Below are 14,324 nucleotides of genomic sequence, written 5' to 3' on the forward strand. Positions count from 1 at the left end.
ATGCGGCCACGGCTGACACGCCCGCGCCGCCAGGGGCGCAAGAATCGGGTGTGTCCATTGACCCGAAGGAGAACCCGATGAAGAAGATTCTGTTGGCAGTCGCCGCGTCGCTCACCGTGCTCGGCGCCAGCGCCCAGGTGGGCAAGGCCGCGTCGGAAGGCACCGATGCCGTCAAGCACAAGATCGACGAGAAACGCGCGGACCGCGAGGCCAAGAAGAGCGGGCCCGTGGGCAAGGCGGTGAACAGCGTCAAGTCCGGATACCACAAGAACCGGTCGAAAAATTCGGCGAACAAGGCCAAGCAGGCCCTGAAAAACACGGGTTGAGGCGGGGCGCTTGAAGGAAGGTGTATGAGCGCCTGACCTGCAAGTAGGCCAAAACCCACGCCATTGTTGGGCGATGACCGGCGCCTTCGACCCGCTCCCTCGCTTATCTTTCATAGGCGCTGAATCAACAGCCATCCGCCGCGAACGCGGCATTTCATTGAAAGGAAACGACCATGAATACCGATCAAGTCAAGGGCACGTTGAAAGATGCTGCCGGCAAGGTTCAACAGAAAACCGGCGAGCTGATCGACAGCCCGGAACAACAGGCCAAGGGCCTGGCCAAGCAGGTGGAAGGCAAGACGCAAAAGAACGTCGGCGATGCCAAGGAAGTGCTGAAGGACAAGATCGACAAGGCCTGAGTGCCTTGAGATCGGACAAACGCGGCTCCGGCCGCGTTTTTTTTTCGCCCTGCCGGGGCTCAATCGCCCGGAATGTGGGGTGGGTTCAACTCCACTTTCTTCGCCGATTTCTTCCGCATGCGGATGTTGAGCATCTCCACGCCGAGCGAGAAGGCCATGGCGAAGTACACGTAACCCTTGGGTACGTGATGGCCAAAACCCTCCGCCACCAGCACCACGCCGACCACCACCAGGAAGGACAGCGCCAGCATCTTGATGGTGGGATGGGCCGAGACGAAACGCCCGATCGGGCCGGCGAACAGCATCATCAGCCCCACGGAGACGATCACGGCCGCAATCATGATCCGCACGTCGTCCACCATGCCCACGGCCGTGATGATCGAATCCAGCGAGAACACCAGGTCGATCAGCATGATCTGCAGGATCACCGCGGTGAAAGTGGCCTTGACCACGCTCTTCGTCTGCGTCTCGTGCCCGCCTTCGAGCGACTCGTGAACCTCGCTGGTGCTCTTCCAGATCAGGAACAGCCCGCCGAGGATCAAGATCAGGTCGCGCCCTGAGATGCCCTTGCCCCATATGCTGAACAGCGGCTCCACCAGCCCGACGATCCAGGCCAGCACCAGCAGCAGCCCGATGCGCATGAACATCGCCATGAAAAGCCCCAGCCGGCGCGCGAATTCACGCTTGGCCAACGGTAGCTTGTCGACCAGGATCGAGATGAAGATGATGTTGTCGATGCCCAGCACCAGTTCCAGCGCGGTCAGGGTGGCGAAGGCGATCCAGACCTGGGGATCGGAGAGAAGTTGGAGCATGGCTTTATCCGGTGATGTCCGTGTTGGCGAAGTGAGGGTGTCATTCTGGTGCAGTAACTCGATTGCACCCGTCACAGCCCGACAAACCGTGATGGCAATTTCGGGGCTGCACGAGGCTCACTTCGGCCACAACACCCACAGCTTCAACGGCTGCTTCAGCCGCCCGGCCAGCTCCCCCGCCTCCACGCCCCAGCCCGCGAAATAATCGGCGCGCACCGCGCCGGTGATCGCGCTGCCGGTGTCCTGCGCCATCACCAGCTTCTGCAGCGGCACCAGCGGCCCGGGCGAGGCCAGCCAGACCGGCGTGCCATAGGGAATGCTGCCGGGGTCGACGGCGATGGAGCGGCCAGGCGTGAGCGCCACACCCTGGGCACCGCGCGGGCCGAACATCGCGTCCAGTTCGGGCAGGGCTTCTTCGCGGAAAAACACCATGCGCGGGTTGGCCCACAGCAGTTCGTTCACACGTTGGGGGTTCTGCGCGATCCAGGCCTTGATACCCGGCCAGGACGCGTCACGGATCAGGCCCTGGTCAAGCAGCCAGCGGCCCACGCTTTTGTAAGGCTGGTCGTTGGTGCCGGCGAAGGCCAGGCGCACCACGCGCTGGCGGCCGTCCGGCTCGGTCACCCGGATGCGGCCTGAGCCCTGGATCTGCAGCACCAGGGCGTCCACCGGGTCGGCCAGCCAGATGATTTCACGGCCGGCCAAGGCGGCGCGCGCCTCGGGCAGGGTGTCCATTTCCTGGCGGGTGTACCAGGGCTTGCGCTGGCCGAGCGTGGCCGGCGGGCGGTACAGCGGCGCGACGAAGGTGGCGCTCGGCAGGCGCGAACCTTCGAACACCGGTTCGTAATAACTCGTGAGCAGGCCTTCGGTCGGCCCTTGCAAGGCATCCACGCGATAGGGCTGCAGCCGCTGCTGCATCCAGGCCCGCTGCTCCTCGCCGCTGCCGATGCTGAGCCGCCGCACCTCGCTGCACAGCGGCGCGAAGATGGGGCCCGGCCGTTCGCAACTCTTGATCCAGGCGTTCCACGCCTCGAACAGCGGATCGTCGTTGAAGCCCGGCAGTTCGGTCCACGCGACCGGGGTCCAGCGGCTGCGCGGATGCTGGATGGTGCCGCCGGCCCACGGCGTGGCCGCTGAAGGCGCAGGCGTGGCCACCTCCGGTTCCGGCTCGAACGAAGGCCGCGAGGCACAACCGGCCAGCATTCCTACAATCGCGGCCAATACAAAACTGAGGATACGGTTCATGGTGTTGCTTTTACTCGAAGCGCTGGGTGCCGGTCTGGTGCTGGTGCTGATTGTCTGGTGGACGATGTTTTCGGGGCGCAAGGGGGGTGAGCTGCCGGAGGCGAATGATGCGGCCAAAAATGATGCCGACAACCATCAGAAACCTTGAGCTTGCACCGAATTTGCAGGCGATGATATGCTGGCAATGCTTTCATTGATAGCAGACTGGAGCGAGGCATGGCCACTTTGACCATCCGAAATTTTGACGAGACGCTGAAACAACGCCTGCGCATCGAGGCCGCCGAACATGGGCGTTCGATGGAAGAAGAGGTTCGCTCGATTCTTCGGCAGGCACTCGAAAAAGCGGCGCCCGCACGCGGCCTCGGCAGCCGTATCCATCAACGTTTCGCCGCCATCGGTGGCGTCGATCTCGAGTTGCCTGCGCACACCGAACCAGCCCGAGCCGCGAAGCTGAAGCCATGATGCTGCTGGACACGAATGTGTTGTCCGAACTCATGCGCCAGCAGCCGGATCGCCAGGTGCTGGCCTGGCTGGACGCCCAGCCGACCGAAACCTTGTTCGTCAGCGCGGTGACGGTGGCCGAACTCATGTACGGCATCGAGCGCCTGCCCGAGGGCCGGCGCAAAGACAGCCTGCGTGAGACCGCGTGGACGATGTTGGAAGAGGATTTCGATGGCCGCATCCTGCCATTCGACGGCGCGGCGGCCACTCGTTACGCATGGCTCGCGGCCCAACGGGAGCGCTCAGGTCGGCCGATCGGCATGGCCGATGCGCAGATCGCCGCCATCTGCCTTGGCACGCACGCCGACCTGGCGACGCGCAACACCAAGGACTTCGCCGGTCTCGGTCTTGTATTGACCAACCCCTGGCAGACCGCGTCCCAAGATTGAAGCATCGAATCAGCCTCTGACGCAGGCAAATGCTTCGCCCATCGCTACAAACTTCGCAGCAGATTAGCCAACTCCACCGCCGACTTCACTTCCATCTTTTCGAACACGCGGGCGCGGTGCACTTCGACCGTGCGCACGCTGATGTCGAGCTGGTCGGCGATGAGTTTATTGGGCAGGCCTTCGACCACCAGGCGCATCACGTCGCGTTCGCGCTCGGTGAGTTCGCCCAGGCGAATCTTCAAACCGACTTTGGCCGTGAGCGACTGCACGGCCTCCTGCGACTTCGCCAGCGCCTGTTCGATGCGGTCGACCAGCGCGTTGTCGGAAAACGGCTTCTCGCAGAAATCGAAGGCGCCGCGCTTGACCGCATCCACCGCGGTGGGCACGTCGGCATGGCCGGTGAGGAAGATCACCGGCATCGCCACCTGCAGGCCGAGCGCGATGATCTTGTCGAACAGGGCCAGCCCGCTCATGCCGGGCATGCGCACGTCGAGCAGCAGGCAGCAGGCCTGGCGCGGCGAAAAACCGTTGCCGCTGCCGAGCAGCATGCGTTCGAAGGCCTCGGCACTGTCGAAGCTTTCGCTGTACAGGCGGCGCGAGCGCAGCAGCCAGGAGAGGGCGTCGCGCACGCCGGCGTCGTCGTCGACGATGAATACGGTGGCATCCAGGATGGGTTGCATGGCGGTGTAGTCCGTATGGGCTGTCTAGAGGTTGGCGGAGCCGAGCGCAGCCGGCGCGTCATGCAAGGTCGACGCGTCCTGTCCGCTGCAGGTGGGAAGGGTGAAGCGAAACACCGTGCCCTGGGGCTGGTTGTCCTCGAAGCCGAGGAAACCACCGTGCTGCTCGATCACGGTGCGGCACAGGTTGAGGCCCAGCCCCATGCCTTCGACCTTGGTGGTGAAGAAGGGCGTGAACAGCCGGTCGGCCACGTCGGGCTGGATGCCCGGGCCGACGTCGGCCACCGAGAACTCCAGCCAGCCCAGGGGCCGCGAGGCGCCCAGGTTGGCACCGGCCGGGCGCACCCGCATCAGCAGCAGGCGTTCGCGCACCGCAGGCGGCACCGGGCCGTCCATGGCCTGCATGGCGTTGCGCGCCAGGTTCAGCAGCACCTGCTCGACCATGGTGCGGTCGCACAGCACCGCCGGCAGGTTCGGCGATAGATCGAGTTGCACGCGCACCGCCAGCTTACGCGCCTGCAGGTGCACCAACGGCATGATGGCGTCGAACAACGCGGCCGGGGCCACAGCCTCGCGCGCCTGCGCGCGGCGGCGCACGAAGCCGTGCACGCTCTTGATGACCCGGCCCGCACGTTCGGCCTGCTCGGCGATGCGTTGCATGGCGACCCGCAGGTCCTTCAGGTCTTCGGCATCGGCCTGCGGATGCCCTTGCGCGCCGTGCGGGCCGCCGCCCAGCAGGTTCAACGAACCCGTGGCGTAGCTCGAAATGGCGGCCAGCGGCTGGTTGAGCTCATGGCTCAGCAGCGAGGCCATCTCGCCCACCGTGGCCAGCCGGGCCGTGGCCTGCAGCCGGTCCTGGCTGGTGCGCGAGAGCTCTTCCACCCGGCGCTGCTCGGAGATGTCGAGCACGGCGCTCATCCAGCCGGTCTGCGTGCCGTGCGCGTTGATCAGCGGCGCCTCGATCACCAGGACCGGGAAACGCGAACCGTCCTTGTGCATGAACACCGACTCGAAGCCTTCGCGCGGCGGCATGTTGCCGGCCAGGCGGATGGTCTGGCGCTGCCGGTATTCGTCGGCGAGTTCGGGTGGCCAGTACGGCGCGGGCGCACTGCGCCCCCACAATTCCTCGGGCGCGAAACCCACCATCTGGCAGAACGCGGGGTTCACGTAGGTGATGCGGCCCTCCAGGTCGCGCGCGCGCAGGCCGGTGAGCAGCGAATCCTCCATCGCCTTGCGGAAGGCGAGTGCGTCGGCCAGGTCGCGCTCCACCCGCAGGCGGCGCCGCGTGTCCTTCACCAGCAGGATGGTCACCGACACCAGGGCGATGGACATCAGCGTGACCAGGGCCGTCATGATGTTGGGGAACACGTCGGGTGCGCCGTGCCAGCTGTCCATTCGCAGCACCAGCGTGTTACCCGGCAGGTCGAGCAGTTGCTGCGCGGTGAAGACCCGCGTGCCGCGCCGCGCCGTGCCGTGCAGCGCCAGCCGCGTGCCGTCGGCCTCGACGAAGGACACCTCCTGGCTGCGCGTGAGCTGCCGGCCCACCAGGTCGGCCAGCACGCCGGGCAGCGAATACGTGGCGACGAGGTAGCCGCTGACGCGGCCCGAGACCATCAGCGGCAGGCACAGCTCCACCATCTCCAGGCCCAGGCCGTCGGTCTGCGGCAGGAAGAAGCTCGTGGAATAGATCGGCCCGCTGAAACGCCGGGCAGTGGCGCAGGCCAGGCCCACGTCCGTCTGGGCATTCTCGCGGCCGAGCAACTCGAAGACCGGGGCGCGGTACGGCGTATCGGCCTGGGCCAGCACCGCCAGCGCGGGGTTGCGCAGTTCGATGCGCATCAGCTCGCGGCGCTCGCGCAGCAGCTCGGCCGCGGCCTTGGCCCAGCCCGCACTGTCGGGCTCGTTGGCGCTGAGCGCCTGCAGGCTTTGCACGTTGCGCGCCAGGCCGGTGCGGATGTCATTCACCGCCTCGGCGGCATCGGCCTCCAGCCGGCTCTGCACCTGGCTGGCCTCGTAGCGCCCGGCGAGCCAGACCAGCGTGACCAGCACCGACACCACCAGCAGCATCAGCCAGACCCACAGCGACCAGCGGTGCCACAGCCGGTTCAGGCTGCCCAGGCGACGCCACCAGGACGGCACGGTTGGCGCCACGGCATTCACAGGACGCGGTGCCCCAGTGCCGGCAGCTGGGTGCGGCAGGTCTCGAGCCTTGCGGCATCGAGCTCGGCCAGCACCACGGCTTCACCCTCGGCGTGTTCGGCCAGCACCTGGCCCCAGGGGTCGACGAGCATCGAATGGCCCCAGGTGCGCCGGCCGCTCTCGTGCAGGCCGCCTTGTGCCGGCGCCATCACGAAGGCCAGGTTCTCCACCGCGCGCGTGCGCAGCAGCAGTTCCCAATGGGCCAGCCCGGTCGCCTGCGTGAAGGCGCTGGGCACCAGCAGCAGATCGGCGCCCCGGGCCGCATAGTCGCGATACAGCTCGGGAAAGCGCAGGTCGTAGCAGACGCTCATGCCAATGCGCCACAGGCGGCCGTCGCGCGCGGTCATTTCGAACATCTGCGGCGTGGTGCCGTGTTCAAGCACCCGCGCCTCGTCGAAGCGCTCGACACCGTTGTCGAAGCGGAACAGGTGGATCTTGTCGTAGCGCGCCACGCAGGCGCCGCCGGGCTCGAACGCCAGCGAACTGTTGCGCACGCGGCCGCCATCGGCGGTGATCGGCAGCGTGCCGCCGACCAGCCAGAGGCGGAATTCACGTGCGGCTTCGGACAGGAACCGCTGGATCGGCCCGTCGCCGAACGGCTCCTGCACCTGGAGCTTGTCGGTATCGACGCGGCCCATGATGCAGAAATACTCGGGCAGCACGGCGAGTTCGGCACCGGCTTCGGCGGCCCGGGCCAGCAAGGCCCGCGCGTGCGCGAGGTTGGCGGCCAGGTCCGTCGAGGAGACCATCTGGATGGCGGCGACTTTCAACGTGGAACTCCATTCTTGGCGGGGCCGAGGGCTTCGGTTTTGTCTTCCGTCGCGCCACCCGGGGAAAGCAGGGAGCGGCGCGCGACCTTGGTGATTTTCGGGTCGGCCCACGCGCCGTCCACATGGAATTCCTGGGTGGCGGCCTCCATCAGCGGTTTGCGCAGGAACATCTGCGCCAGGAAGGTGCCCAGGCCGATGGCCGGGTTGATCACCGTGGCCACGAGCGAGGCCGTGCCGGCGTTGATCTCGGGAATGACGACCACCTTGAGGTCCTGCGTTTCATGGGCGATGTCGGCACGGCCGTCCATCAGCACGGCGGCGTTCACGCCCTTCATCTGCAGGTTGTTGGTGGTGGCGATGCCCTGCTCGATGTGCACGTCGCCACGGATGAAGTCGAACGCGAAGCCTTCGCTGAACACGTCGCGGAAATCGAGCGTGAGCCGGCGCGGCAGGGCCTGCAGGCTCAACACGCCGAGCAGCTTGGTGATGCCCGGGTCGGCCTTGAGGAACTGGCCGCTCTCGACGTTCACGTTGAGCTGGCCGCCGAGCGTGGGGTAGTCGAGCGACAGCGGCGAGCCGACCCAGGCGATCTGCCCTTCCATATGGCCCTTGCCGCGGCGGAACACGTCCTTCATGCCGAAGCGGCCGAGCAGCCCGCCGGCGTCCACGATGTCGAGCTTGAAGTTCATCACCGTGCGCCGTGATCCGCCAGCCTGCGCATTGAGCGCGGCCCAGTTGCCCGACGCGCTGAAGCTCGCTTGCGGGTTGCTCACGCTGAGCCGGTTCAGCCGCCATTCGCGCGCGGCGGCACCATCGCGTTGCGCCAGGTTGCCGCCGCGGTTCACCGCCTCCATCTCGACGCGGCCCAGGTTGTGGCCCTTGAGCTCGAAGTCGTCGACCACGATGTCGAGCGCGGGCACGCTCTCGGGCGGTGCGTCGAGCAATGTATCGACCGCCGTGGTGGCGCTGGGCTCGATCGTCAGCCGCGTGAGCCGCGCGAAGACCTTGCCCGCGCCTGCATTGCCGCCACCCGCGCCGGGCGGATGGTATTCGGCATAACCGTTGAGTTCGGTGGCGTCGATATCGGCCTTCCACGACTGGTCTTCGCGCGTGGCGCGCGCCGAGAGCTTGTGCAGCGTCCGCCCGTCGGTGGCGAACTCGTTCGCGCGCAGCATGATGGTCGAGGGCAGGTACGCCTGCATCGCACTCGGACCGGACGCCTTCGGCGGCGCGCCGGCAGGCGTTGGCGAAGCCGCCGGGCTCGAACCGAGCAGGCTCTCCCAAGCGTCCACATTCAGCACGTCGAGGTTCACCTGGGCCGACACGCCATCGGCAGGCGCGGGCGCCGCGTCGGTGATCGGGGCGCCGACGCGGATGGTGCCGCGCAACACCCGGGGCACCGCGGCGCTGATGTCGCGTGTGTAAGCCACCGACACCACGCGGCCGATGTCCAGCGCCAACTGGTCCTGCATCGGCACCTTCGCATTGGCCGCGGACGCAGAGGCCGAGGCGGCCGTCAGGCTGCGCTCGAACCGCAATGGCAGGCTGCTGTCGGCGCTCTTGTTGAGCGGCGCCGGCAGATTGAGCGCCAGCCCCTGCAAGCTGCTGGTGAGGGTCAACTCGGGCACGCCCCGGCGGAACGACAGCACGGCGTTGTAGGCCGTGCTGCCGCTGGTGTTGGCGGCGACCTGCGCCAGACCCTCGAGTTCACGCGCCTGGCGCAGGCCTTCGGCCGTGACTACGCCCTGCCCGCGGAACAGCAGGCCAGGCTCCGCCCCCGGCGATGCTGGCGGCTGCGCACCACCCTCGAACTTCAGGTCGCCGCCAAGCACGCGCGCCTGGCCACCGGCAACGCTGAACCCGGTTTCGCTGAAGCCGACAACGCCTTTGGCACGGCCGAGCAGCGGCGTGTCGGGCGCGAGCTGCAGGTCGTTGCCCGCCAGTGTCACACTGCCCTGCACCTTGCTCTTGTCGATGGTGGCGATCGGCAGGGAGAGCTTGAGTTTCAGGTCGGCCGGCCCGGTGGCGCTGGCCTGGCTCAGCGCCCGGCCGGTCAGCGCGTCGATCGGCGAGCCGCGCACGATCGCCAGCATGTCGGTCAAAGGGCCGCGCGCGTCCGCATTCACGTTGACCACGGAATGGGCGAGGTTGGGGATTTCGGCTTCGGCACGGCTCACCGGCAAGGCGGGCATGCCGGCCACGCCGCCGAGCTTGCCGGCCGCGTTGCGGATGCGCATGGCCTGGCGATCGAAGATGAGCTCGCCATCCAGCTGGGTCAGCGGCGGCCAGGGCAAGGCGTCGGCAGGCTGGATGCTGCGCGGAATGAAGGCGTAGGTGGCGTTCTGCACGCTGGCGGCGATGTTGAAGTCGCCCGGATGGGCGTCGGAGAACGGGAAGTCCCACAGGTCGCCCTTGACCTTGAACTTCACGCTGTTGGCGGTGCCGGCCACCACGCCGTCGCGCACGTAATGGCGCACCTCGGGGCCGAGTTCCAGCGGCAGGTAACGGTGCACACGCGTGCCGTCGGCGCGGCTCAGGTTGCCGCTCAAGTCGAGCACGCCGGGAAAGCGGGAGCGGCTGGTCGACCTGGCCGGGTCGCTGGTGCGCCAGGTGGCCTGCGCCGTGCCTTCGGCGTCGGCATTGGCGAACTTGAGTCCGCTGACCTTCACCGACAGCTTGTCGCCGTCGCTCTGCCAGCTCACGTCCGTGGAGAGACTGGTCAACGGCACCTCGGGCTCTTCGAAGATGCCCGGGAAACTCAGCGCACCCTGCTCGATGGCCAGCGTGGCGCGACCGCCGGACTGGGTCAGGTCGAAATCCACGGTGGCGCCGCGCAGCCCGGGCCGGCCGGTGGGCGGCACGGGCCAGGTGCGCACGGGCGCGGCGCCGGGCGCGATCTCGAGCTGGCTGACCCGGCCCTTCGCACGGTAGGTCGAAGGCGCTTCCATGCGGCCCTGCCAGTTCGCATCCACCTTTTCGACCAGCCCCTTGGGCGCATAGGTGGCCAGGGCCTGGTGGGTGGCCGCGGCCAGCGGTAGCCGGTTGCCGATCTGCGCCAGCGTGGCGAGGTCGAGCCGGTCGGCACGGAACTGGCCCTGGCCCGGCACGCGGCCTTCGCCTTCGAGCACGCTCAGGAACACGTTGCCGCCGGGCCAGCGCAGGCCATCGGCGGTGGTGAAGGCCAGGCCCTCGGTCGAGAACTCGAAGCCATTGGCCATCCGCCGCCCGCCTACACGGCCCTGCAGCGAGGCCAGCGCCAGCGGCTGCAGGTCGGGCGCGAGGGTCACGCGTGCGTCGGCCAGCGCCACATCGGCGGTGGCGGCCAGCAGCTGGCCCGAGCCGACATCGGCCCAGACGCGCAGCGCGCCCACGCCCTGCACGTCCTGCCCGAGGTCGGCGCCGAGATCGAGGTACTGGCGCAGTTGCGACACATCCACGCGCGGGAAGTTGGCGTAGGCGGGGCCGTCCCAGTCCTGCCAGCGGCCATGGTGCGTGGTCAACAGCGGCTGACGCAGCTGGCCGACGATGCTGAAGCGCTCGCCCCAGCCCGCCGGCGGCGTCGCGTCGATGCGCATGGCGTGGCGCCGGCCGCGGTTGCGCAGCACCAGGTCCACGCCTTCGAGCGCCAGCGGCGGCGCGGCGCGGCGTTCGTCGGTCCAGCGCAATGTGCCCTGGCGCACCACCACCTCGGTCTGCGCGAACAGCCAGTCGGCCGTGGCGCTGGTGTCGCCGGGACTGGTGTGGGTGACGTCCAGCCCGGCGATCAGGATCTTGCCGTCGGCACGCCGGCGGATGTCGAGCTCGGGCTGGTCGATGATGAGCTGCTCGAAACCGCGCTTCCACAGCGAGGCCGGCGACAGCGCCGCCAGCACGCGCGGAAGCAGGAGCGCGGTGCGGCCATCCGCATCGAGCAGGGACACGTCGCGCAGTTCGAACGATGGAATCAGGCCGGTGGACTGTGCCGAGATCGCGCCGATCCGAACGGGTACCCCTAGGGCCTGGCTGACCTTGGCTTCGAGCTGCGGGCGAAATTCGCCGATTCGCGGCACAATCCAGCCGTGCAACGCGCCCCAGGCGAGCCCGAAGAGCAGCCAGGCCGCGACCGTCAGGCCCAGACACCAGGGGGCCGCACGGGCAGCCAATTGCAGCAGGCGCGAGGGAGAAGGCTTTGATTCGGTCATTGGACAAATGGATGCAACAGGAATTATGACCTTCGGTCCCTTTCCCTTCGTGGACGCAGGAGAGCCGGACGGTTCAACTTACGACCATCGGCTGCGGCCGGGGGTTCAACGCGACGCGGTGACGATTTGTTAAGCCTGCCCCGGACCGACGCCATGGCCCTCTCTTCCTATTCGCGTTTCGTGCAGCGGCTGCGCCGGCGGTATGCCAAGGAGCTGCCGCTGCTGCCGCCCGGCGCACCGGTGCGGGCCACGATGACGGCCACGCTCGAAGGGCTGCTGGCCTCCGGCCTCGAGGTCGGCGCCGCGCTGCGCACGCTGCGCCAGCTGGTGATGGAGCGCCTGGTCACGCTCGACTGCGACGAACAGGCGCCTTTGGCCGTGGTGACGCGTGCCGTCACGGAACTGGCCGAACTCGCGCTGGAGACCGCCGGCGCCGAGGCGCGGCGCGAACTCGACGAGCGCCATGGCGCCCCGATGGGCACCGACGGCCAGCGCGCCGAGATGTGGGTGGTCGGCATGGGCAAGCTCGGCGGGCGCGAGCTCAATGTGTCGAGCGACATCGACCTGGTCTACATCTACGACCACGACGGCGAGACCGAAGGCAAGGCCGATGGCCGCGGCCGCATCGCCAACCAGGAGTATTTCGCCAAGGCCGTGAAGCTGATCTACGCGCTGGTGGGCGACACCACGGAACACGGCTTCGTGTTCCGCGTGGACCTGATGCTGCGGCCCAATGGCAGCTCCGGCCCACCGGCGGTGTCGCTGGCCGCGCTGGAGGAATACCTGCAGGTGCAGGGCCGCGAGTGGGAGCGTTTCGCCTGGCTCAAGAGCCGGGTGGTGGCGCCGCGCAGTTGCATCGTCAACGGCACGGCCCACGAGATGCGCAGCGTGGTGCTGCCCTTCGTGTTCCGCCGTTACCTCGACTACAACGTGTTCGACTCGCTGCGCAGCCTGCACCGACAGATCCGCGAACACGCGGCCAAGCGCAGCGCCGGCCATCCGGAACGCGCCAACGACGTGAAGCTCTCGCGCGGCGGCATCCGCGAGATCGAATTTACCGTGCAGCTGCTGCAGGTGGTGCGCGGCGGCCAGTTCCCCGAGCTGCGCACGCGTTCCACGCTCGACGCCCTGCAGCGCCTGGCGCGCGCCGGCCTGATGCCGCAGGCCACGGCCGACGCGCTGGCCCGCGCCTATGAATTCCTGCGCAAGGTCGAACACCGCATCCAGTACCTGGACGACCAGCAGACCCACGTCCTGCCCACCAACGACGAGGACCTGGCCTGGATCGCGCACAGCATGGGTTATGCGAGTTGCTGCCCGTTCCTCGGCGAACTCGACAGCCATCGCGAACTGGTGGCGCAGGAATTCGACAAGCTGCTCGGCGGCCCGGCCGAAGGCAAGACCTGCAAGACCGGCGGCTGCGGCGGCCCCAAGGGCGAGCGTGCCGCGCCGATCGGCATCGACACGCTGAAGGAGCAGCTCAAGGGCGCGTTTGGGGAACGTATCGGGCAGTGGTGCGAACACCCGCGCGTGCTCGCGCTGCGCGACGAATCGCGCGCCCGCCTGGTGCGGCTGGTGCAACGCACGGCCGCCTGGCTGAAGGACGGCAAATGCAGCGAGGAAGCCGCGATCCGCCTGGCCGACTGGATCGAGCCGCTGTTGCGCCGCGAAAGTTACCTGGCGCTGCTGCTCGAGCGGCCCACCGTGCACGAACGCCTGCTGCGCCTGCTCGGCGCGGCAAAGTGGCCGGCGCGCTACCTGCTGCAACACCCGGGCGTGATCGACGAACTGGCCAGCGACGCGATGCTCAGCGAGCGCTTCGTGCCGGGCGAGTTCGAGGAAGAACTGGTGCAGCGCCGCGCCTCGCTGAAGACCACCGGCGAGGACGACGAGGAGGCCCTGCTGAACCTGCTGCGCCGCGCCCACCATGCGGAGTTGTTTCGCACGCTGGCGCGCGACGTGGAGGGCCGCATCACCGTGGAGCAGGTGGCCGACGACCTGAGCGCGCTGGCCGAAGTGATCCTGCGCGTGACGGCGCGCTGGGGCTGGGAACACGTGCGCAACCGGCACGCTGAGTCGCCGCAGTTCGCCATCATCGGCTACGGCAAGCTCGGCGGCAAGGAACTGGGCTACGGCAGCGACCTCGACATCGTCTTCGTCTACGAGGATGCCGACGAACGCGCGCCCGAGGTCTACGCCGCCTTCGTGCGTCGCATGATCAACTGGCTCACGGTGAAGACCGGAGAAGGCGATCTGTTCGAGATCGACACCGCGCTCAGGCCGAACGGCAATTCGGGCCTGTTGGTCACCACCTTCGACGCCTACGCCAATTACCAGCAGCAGCGCGGCAGCAACACGGCCTGGACCTGGGAACACCAGGCGATGACCCGTGCCCGTTTCATTCTCGGCCTGGACAAGCTGCGCCCCCGCTTCGACGCCGTGCGCCAGGCGGTGATCACCGCGCCACGCGACGAGGCCGCGCTGCGCGGCGAGATCGTCGCCATGCGCGACAAGGTGCGTGCGGCGCGACCGGTCAAGGCCCACGCCTTCGACGTGAAACACAGCCCCGGCGGCATGGTCGATGCCGAATTCGCCGTGCAATACCTGGTGCTGGCCCATTCGCGGCGTTACCCGGAATTGCAGGACAACGTCGGCAACATCGCGCTGCTGCAGCGTGCCGAAGCCTGCGGCCTGCTGCCCGCAGGTGTGGGCGAAGCCGCGGCCAGCGCCTATCGGGAACTGCGCCGGGTGCAGCACAAGGCGCGGCTCAACGAGGCGCCGACGCAAGTCGAGCTGCCCGCGCTGCAGGCGGAGCGAGAGGCGGTGCTGGCCCTCTGGAACGCGGTGTTCGGCTGATTCCCGGGC

The 14,324-nt window shown here is 67.9% G+C and carries 12 protein-coding genes; 6 read left to right on the forward strand and 6 right to left on the reverse strand.

Annotated features, from left to right (window positions below; all coding sequences use genetic code 11):
• The first annotated feature begins 77 nt into the window (after positions 1–77).
• Positions 78–326, forward strand: a complete 249-nt coding sequence (locus tag RD110_RS26140) for a hypothetical protein (protein WP_076203796.1) — start codon at positions 78–80, stop codon at positions 324–326.
• 173 nt (positions 327–499) lie between these two features.
• Positions 500–685, forward strand: coding sequence for a CsbD family protein (locus RD110_RS26145; RefSeq protein WP_076203799.1), 186 nt, complete (start codon positions 500–502; stop codon positions 683–685).
• A gap of 59 nt (positions 686–744) precedes the next feature.
• Here RD110_RS26145 and RD110_RS26150 read toward each other — a convergent pair whose 3' ends face one another.
• Both RD110_RS26150 and mltA read right to left on the reverse strand, forming a co-directional pair.
• Positions 745–1,497 carry a TerC family protein gene (locus RD110_RS26150; RefSeq protein WP_076203802.1) on the reverse strand — a complete coding sequence of 251 codons (753 nt, stop codon included), beginning with the start codon at positions 1,495–1,497 and terminating at the stop codon, positions 745–747.
• Positions 1,498–1,614: 117 nt separating this feature from the next.
• A complete protein-coding gene (gene mltA, locus RD110_RS26155) occupies positions 1,615–2,808 on the reverse strand; it encodes a murein transglycosylase A (protein ID WP_083686719.1) in 1,194 nt (397 codons plus the stop codon).
• On the opposite strand from mltA, the gene RD110_RS28430 reads away from it, so the two are divergent.
• The 3 genes from RD110_RS28430 (at position 2,741) to RD110_RS26165 (ending at position 3,632) form a co-directional block, all read left to right on the forward strand.
• Positions 2,741–2,890: a hypothetical protein gene (locus RD110_RS28430; RefSeq protein WP_204250094.1), complete on the forward strand. Its 150-nt coding sequence runs from the start codon at positions 2,741–2,743 to the stop codon at positions 2,888–2,890. The two genes, mltA and RD110_RS28430, sit on opposite strands and share 68 nt — an antisense overlap.
• 68 nt (positions 2,891–2,958) lie before the next feature.
• On the forward strand, positions 2,959–3,204 hold the full coding sequence (locus tag RD110_RS26160; protein WP_076203808.1) for a FitA-like ribbon-helix-helix domain-containing protein: 246 nt from the start codon (positions 2,959–2,961) through the stop codon (positions 3,202–3,204).
• Positions 3,201–3,632 carry a type II toxin-antitoxin system VapC family toxin gene (locus RD110_RS26165; protein ID WP_076203811.1) on the forward strand — a complete coding sequence of 144 codons (432 nt, stop codon included), beginning with the start codon at positions 3,201–3,203 and terminating at the stop codon, positions 3,630–3,632. The genes RD110_RS26160 and RD110_RS26165 overlap by 4 nt, the downstream gene beginning before the upstream one ends.
• A 44-nt stretch (positions 3,633–3,676) precedes the next feature.
• On the opposite strand, the gene RD110_RS26170 is transcribed toward RD110_RS26165, so the two are convergent.
• Genes RD110_RS26170 through RD110_RS26185 form a run of 4 tightly spaced genes read right to left on the reverse strand, consistent with a single transcriptional unit; the run spans position 3,677 to position 11,459 of the window.
• The gene (locus tag RD110_RS26170; RefSeq protein WP_076203814.1) at positions 3,677–4,312 is read right to left on the reverse strand and encodes a response regulator transcription factor; all 636 of its coding nucleotides are present in this window, start codon (positions 4,310–4,312) and stop codon (positions 3,677–3,679) included.
• A gap of 24 nt (positions 4,313–4,336) precedes the next feature.
• Positions 4,337–6,460 (reverse strand): two-component system sensor histidine kinase NtrB, encoded by a 2,124-nt coding sequence (locus RD110_RS26175; RefSeq protein ID WP_394329430.1) that lies wholly within the window; start codon positions 6,458–6,460, stop codon positions 4,337–4,339.
• Between the two features lie 5 nt (positions 6,461–6,465).
• Entirely contained in the window at positions 6,466–7,278 is an 813-nt protein-coding gene (locus tag RD110_RS26180) for a carbon-nitrogen hydrolase family protein (protein WP_076203817.1), read from the reverse strand.
• On the reverse strand, positions 7,275–11,459 hold the full coding sequence (locus RD110_RS26185; protein ID WP_076203820.1) for a YhdP family protein: 4,185 nt from the start codon (positions 11,457–11,459) through the stop codon (positions 7,275–7,277). Before RD110_RS26185 ends, RD110_RS26180 begins: the two co-directional genes overlap by 4 nt.
• Positions 11,460–11,612: 153 nt before the next feature.
• Between RD110_RS26185 and glnE the strand changes: the two genes are divergently transcribed.
• Complete coding sequence (gene glnE / locus RD110_RS26190) at positions 11,613–14,315, forward strand: bifunctional [glutamate--ammonia ligase]-adenylyl-L-tyrosine phosphorylase/[glutamate--ammonia-ligase] adenylyltransferase (RefSeq protein ID WP_076203823.1); 2,703 nt, start codon at positions 11,613–11,615, stop codon at positions 14,313–14,315.
• Positions 14,316–14,324: the final 9 nt, after the last annotated feature.

Origin of the sequence: Rhodoferax koreense, assembly GCF_001955695.1 — a bacterium.
Lineage (GTDB): Bacteria > Pseudomonadota > Gammaproteobacteria > Burkholderiales > Burkholderiaceae_C > Rhodoferax_B > Rhodoferax_B koreensis.

Coding starts and splice junctions, on each gene's coding strand:
- RD110_RS26170 (WP_076203814.1), bottom strand. CDS start 4,312: ATGCAACCCATCCTGGATGCCACCGTATTCATCGTCGACGACGACGCC.
- RD110_RS26150 (WP_076203802.1), bottom strand. CDS start 1,497: ATGCTCCAACTTCTCTCCGATCCCCAGGTCTGGATCGCCTTCGCCACC.
- RD110_RS26140 (WP_076203796.1), top strand. CDS start 78: ATGAAGAAGATTCTGTTGGCAGTCGCCGCGTCGCTCACCGTGCTCGGC.
- RD110_RS26185 (WP_076203820.1), bottom strand. CDS start 11,459: ATGACCGAATCAAAGCCTTCTCCCTCGCGCCTGCTGCAATTGGCTGCC.
- RD110_RS26165 (WP_076203811.1), top strand. CDS start 3,201: ATGATGCTGCTGGACACGAATGTGTTGTCCGAACTCATGCGCCAGCAG.
- glnE (WP_076203823.1), top strand. CDS start 11,613: ATGGCCCTCTCTTCCTATTCGCGTTTCGTGCAGCGGCTGCGCCGGCGG.
- RD110_RS26145 (WP_076203799.1), top strand. CDS start 500: ATGAATACCGATCAAGTCAAGGGCACGTTGAAAGATGCTGCCGGCAAG.
- RD110_RS26160 (WP_076203808.1), top strand. CDS start 2,959: ATGGCCACTTTGACCATCCGAAATTTTGACGAGACGCTGAAACAACGC.
- RD110_RS28430 (WP_204250094.1), top strand. CDS start 2,741: ATGGTGTTGCTTTTACTCGAAGCGCTGGGTGCCGGTCTGGTGCTGGTG.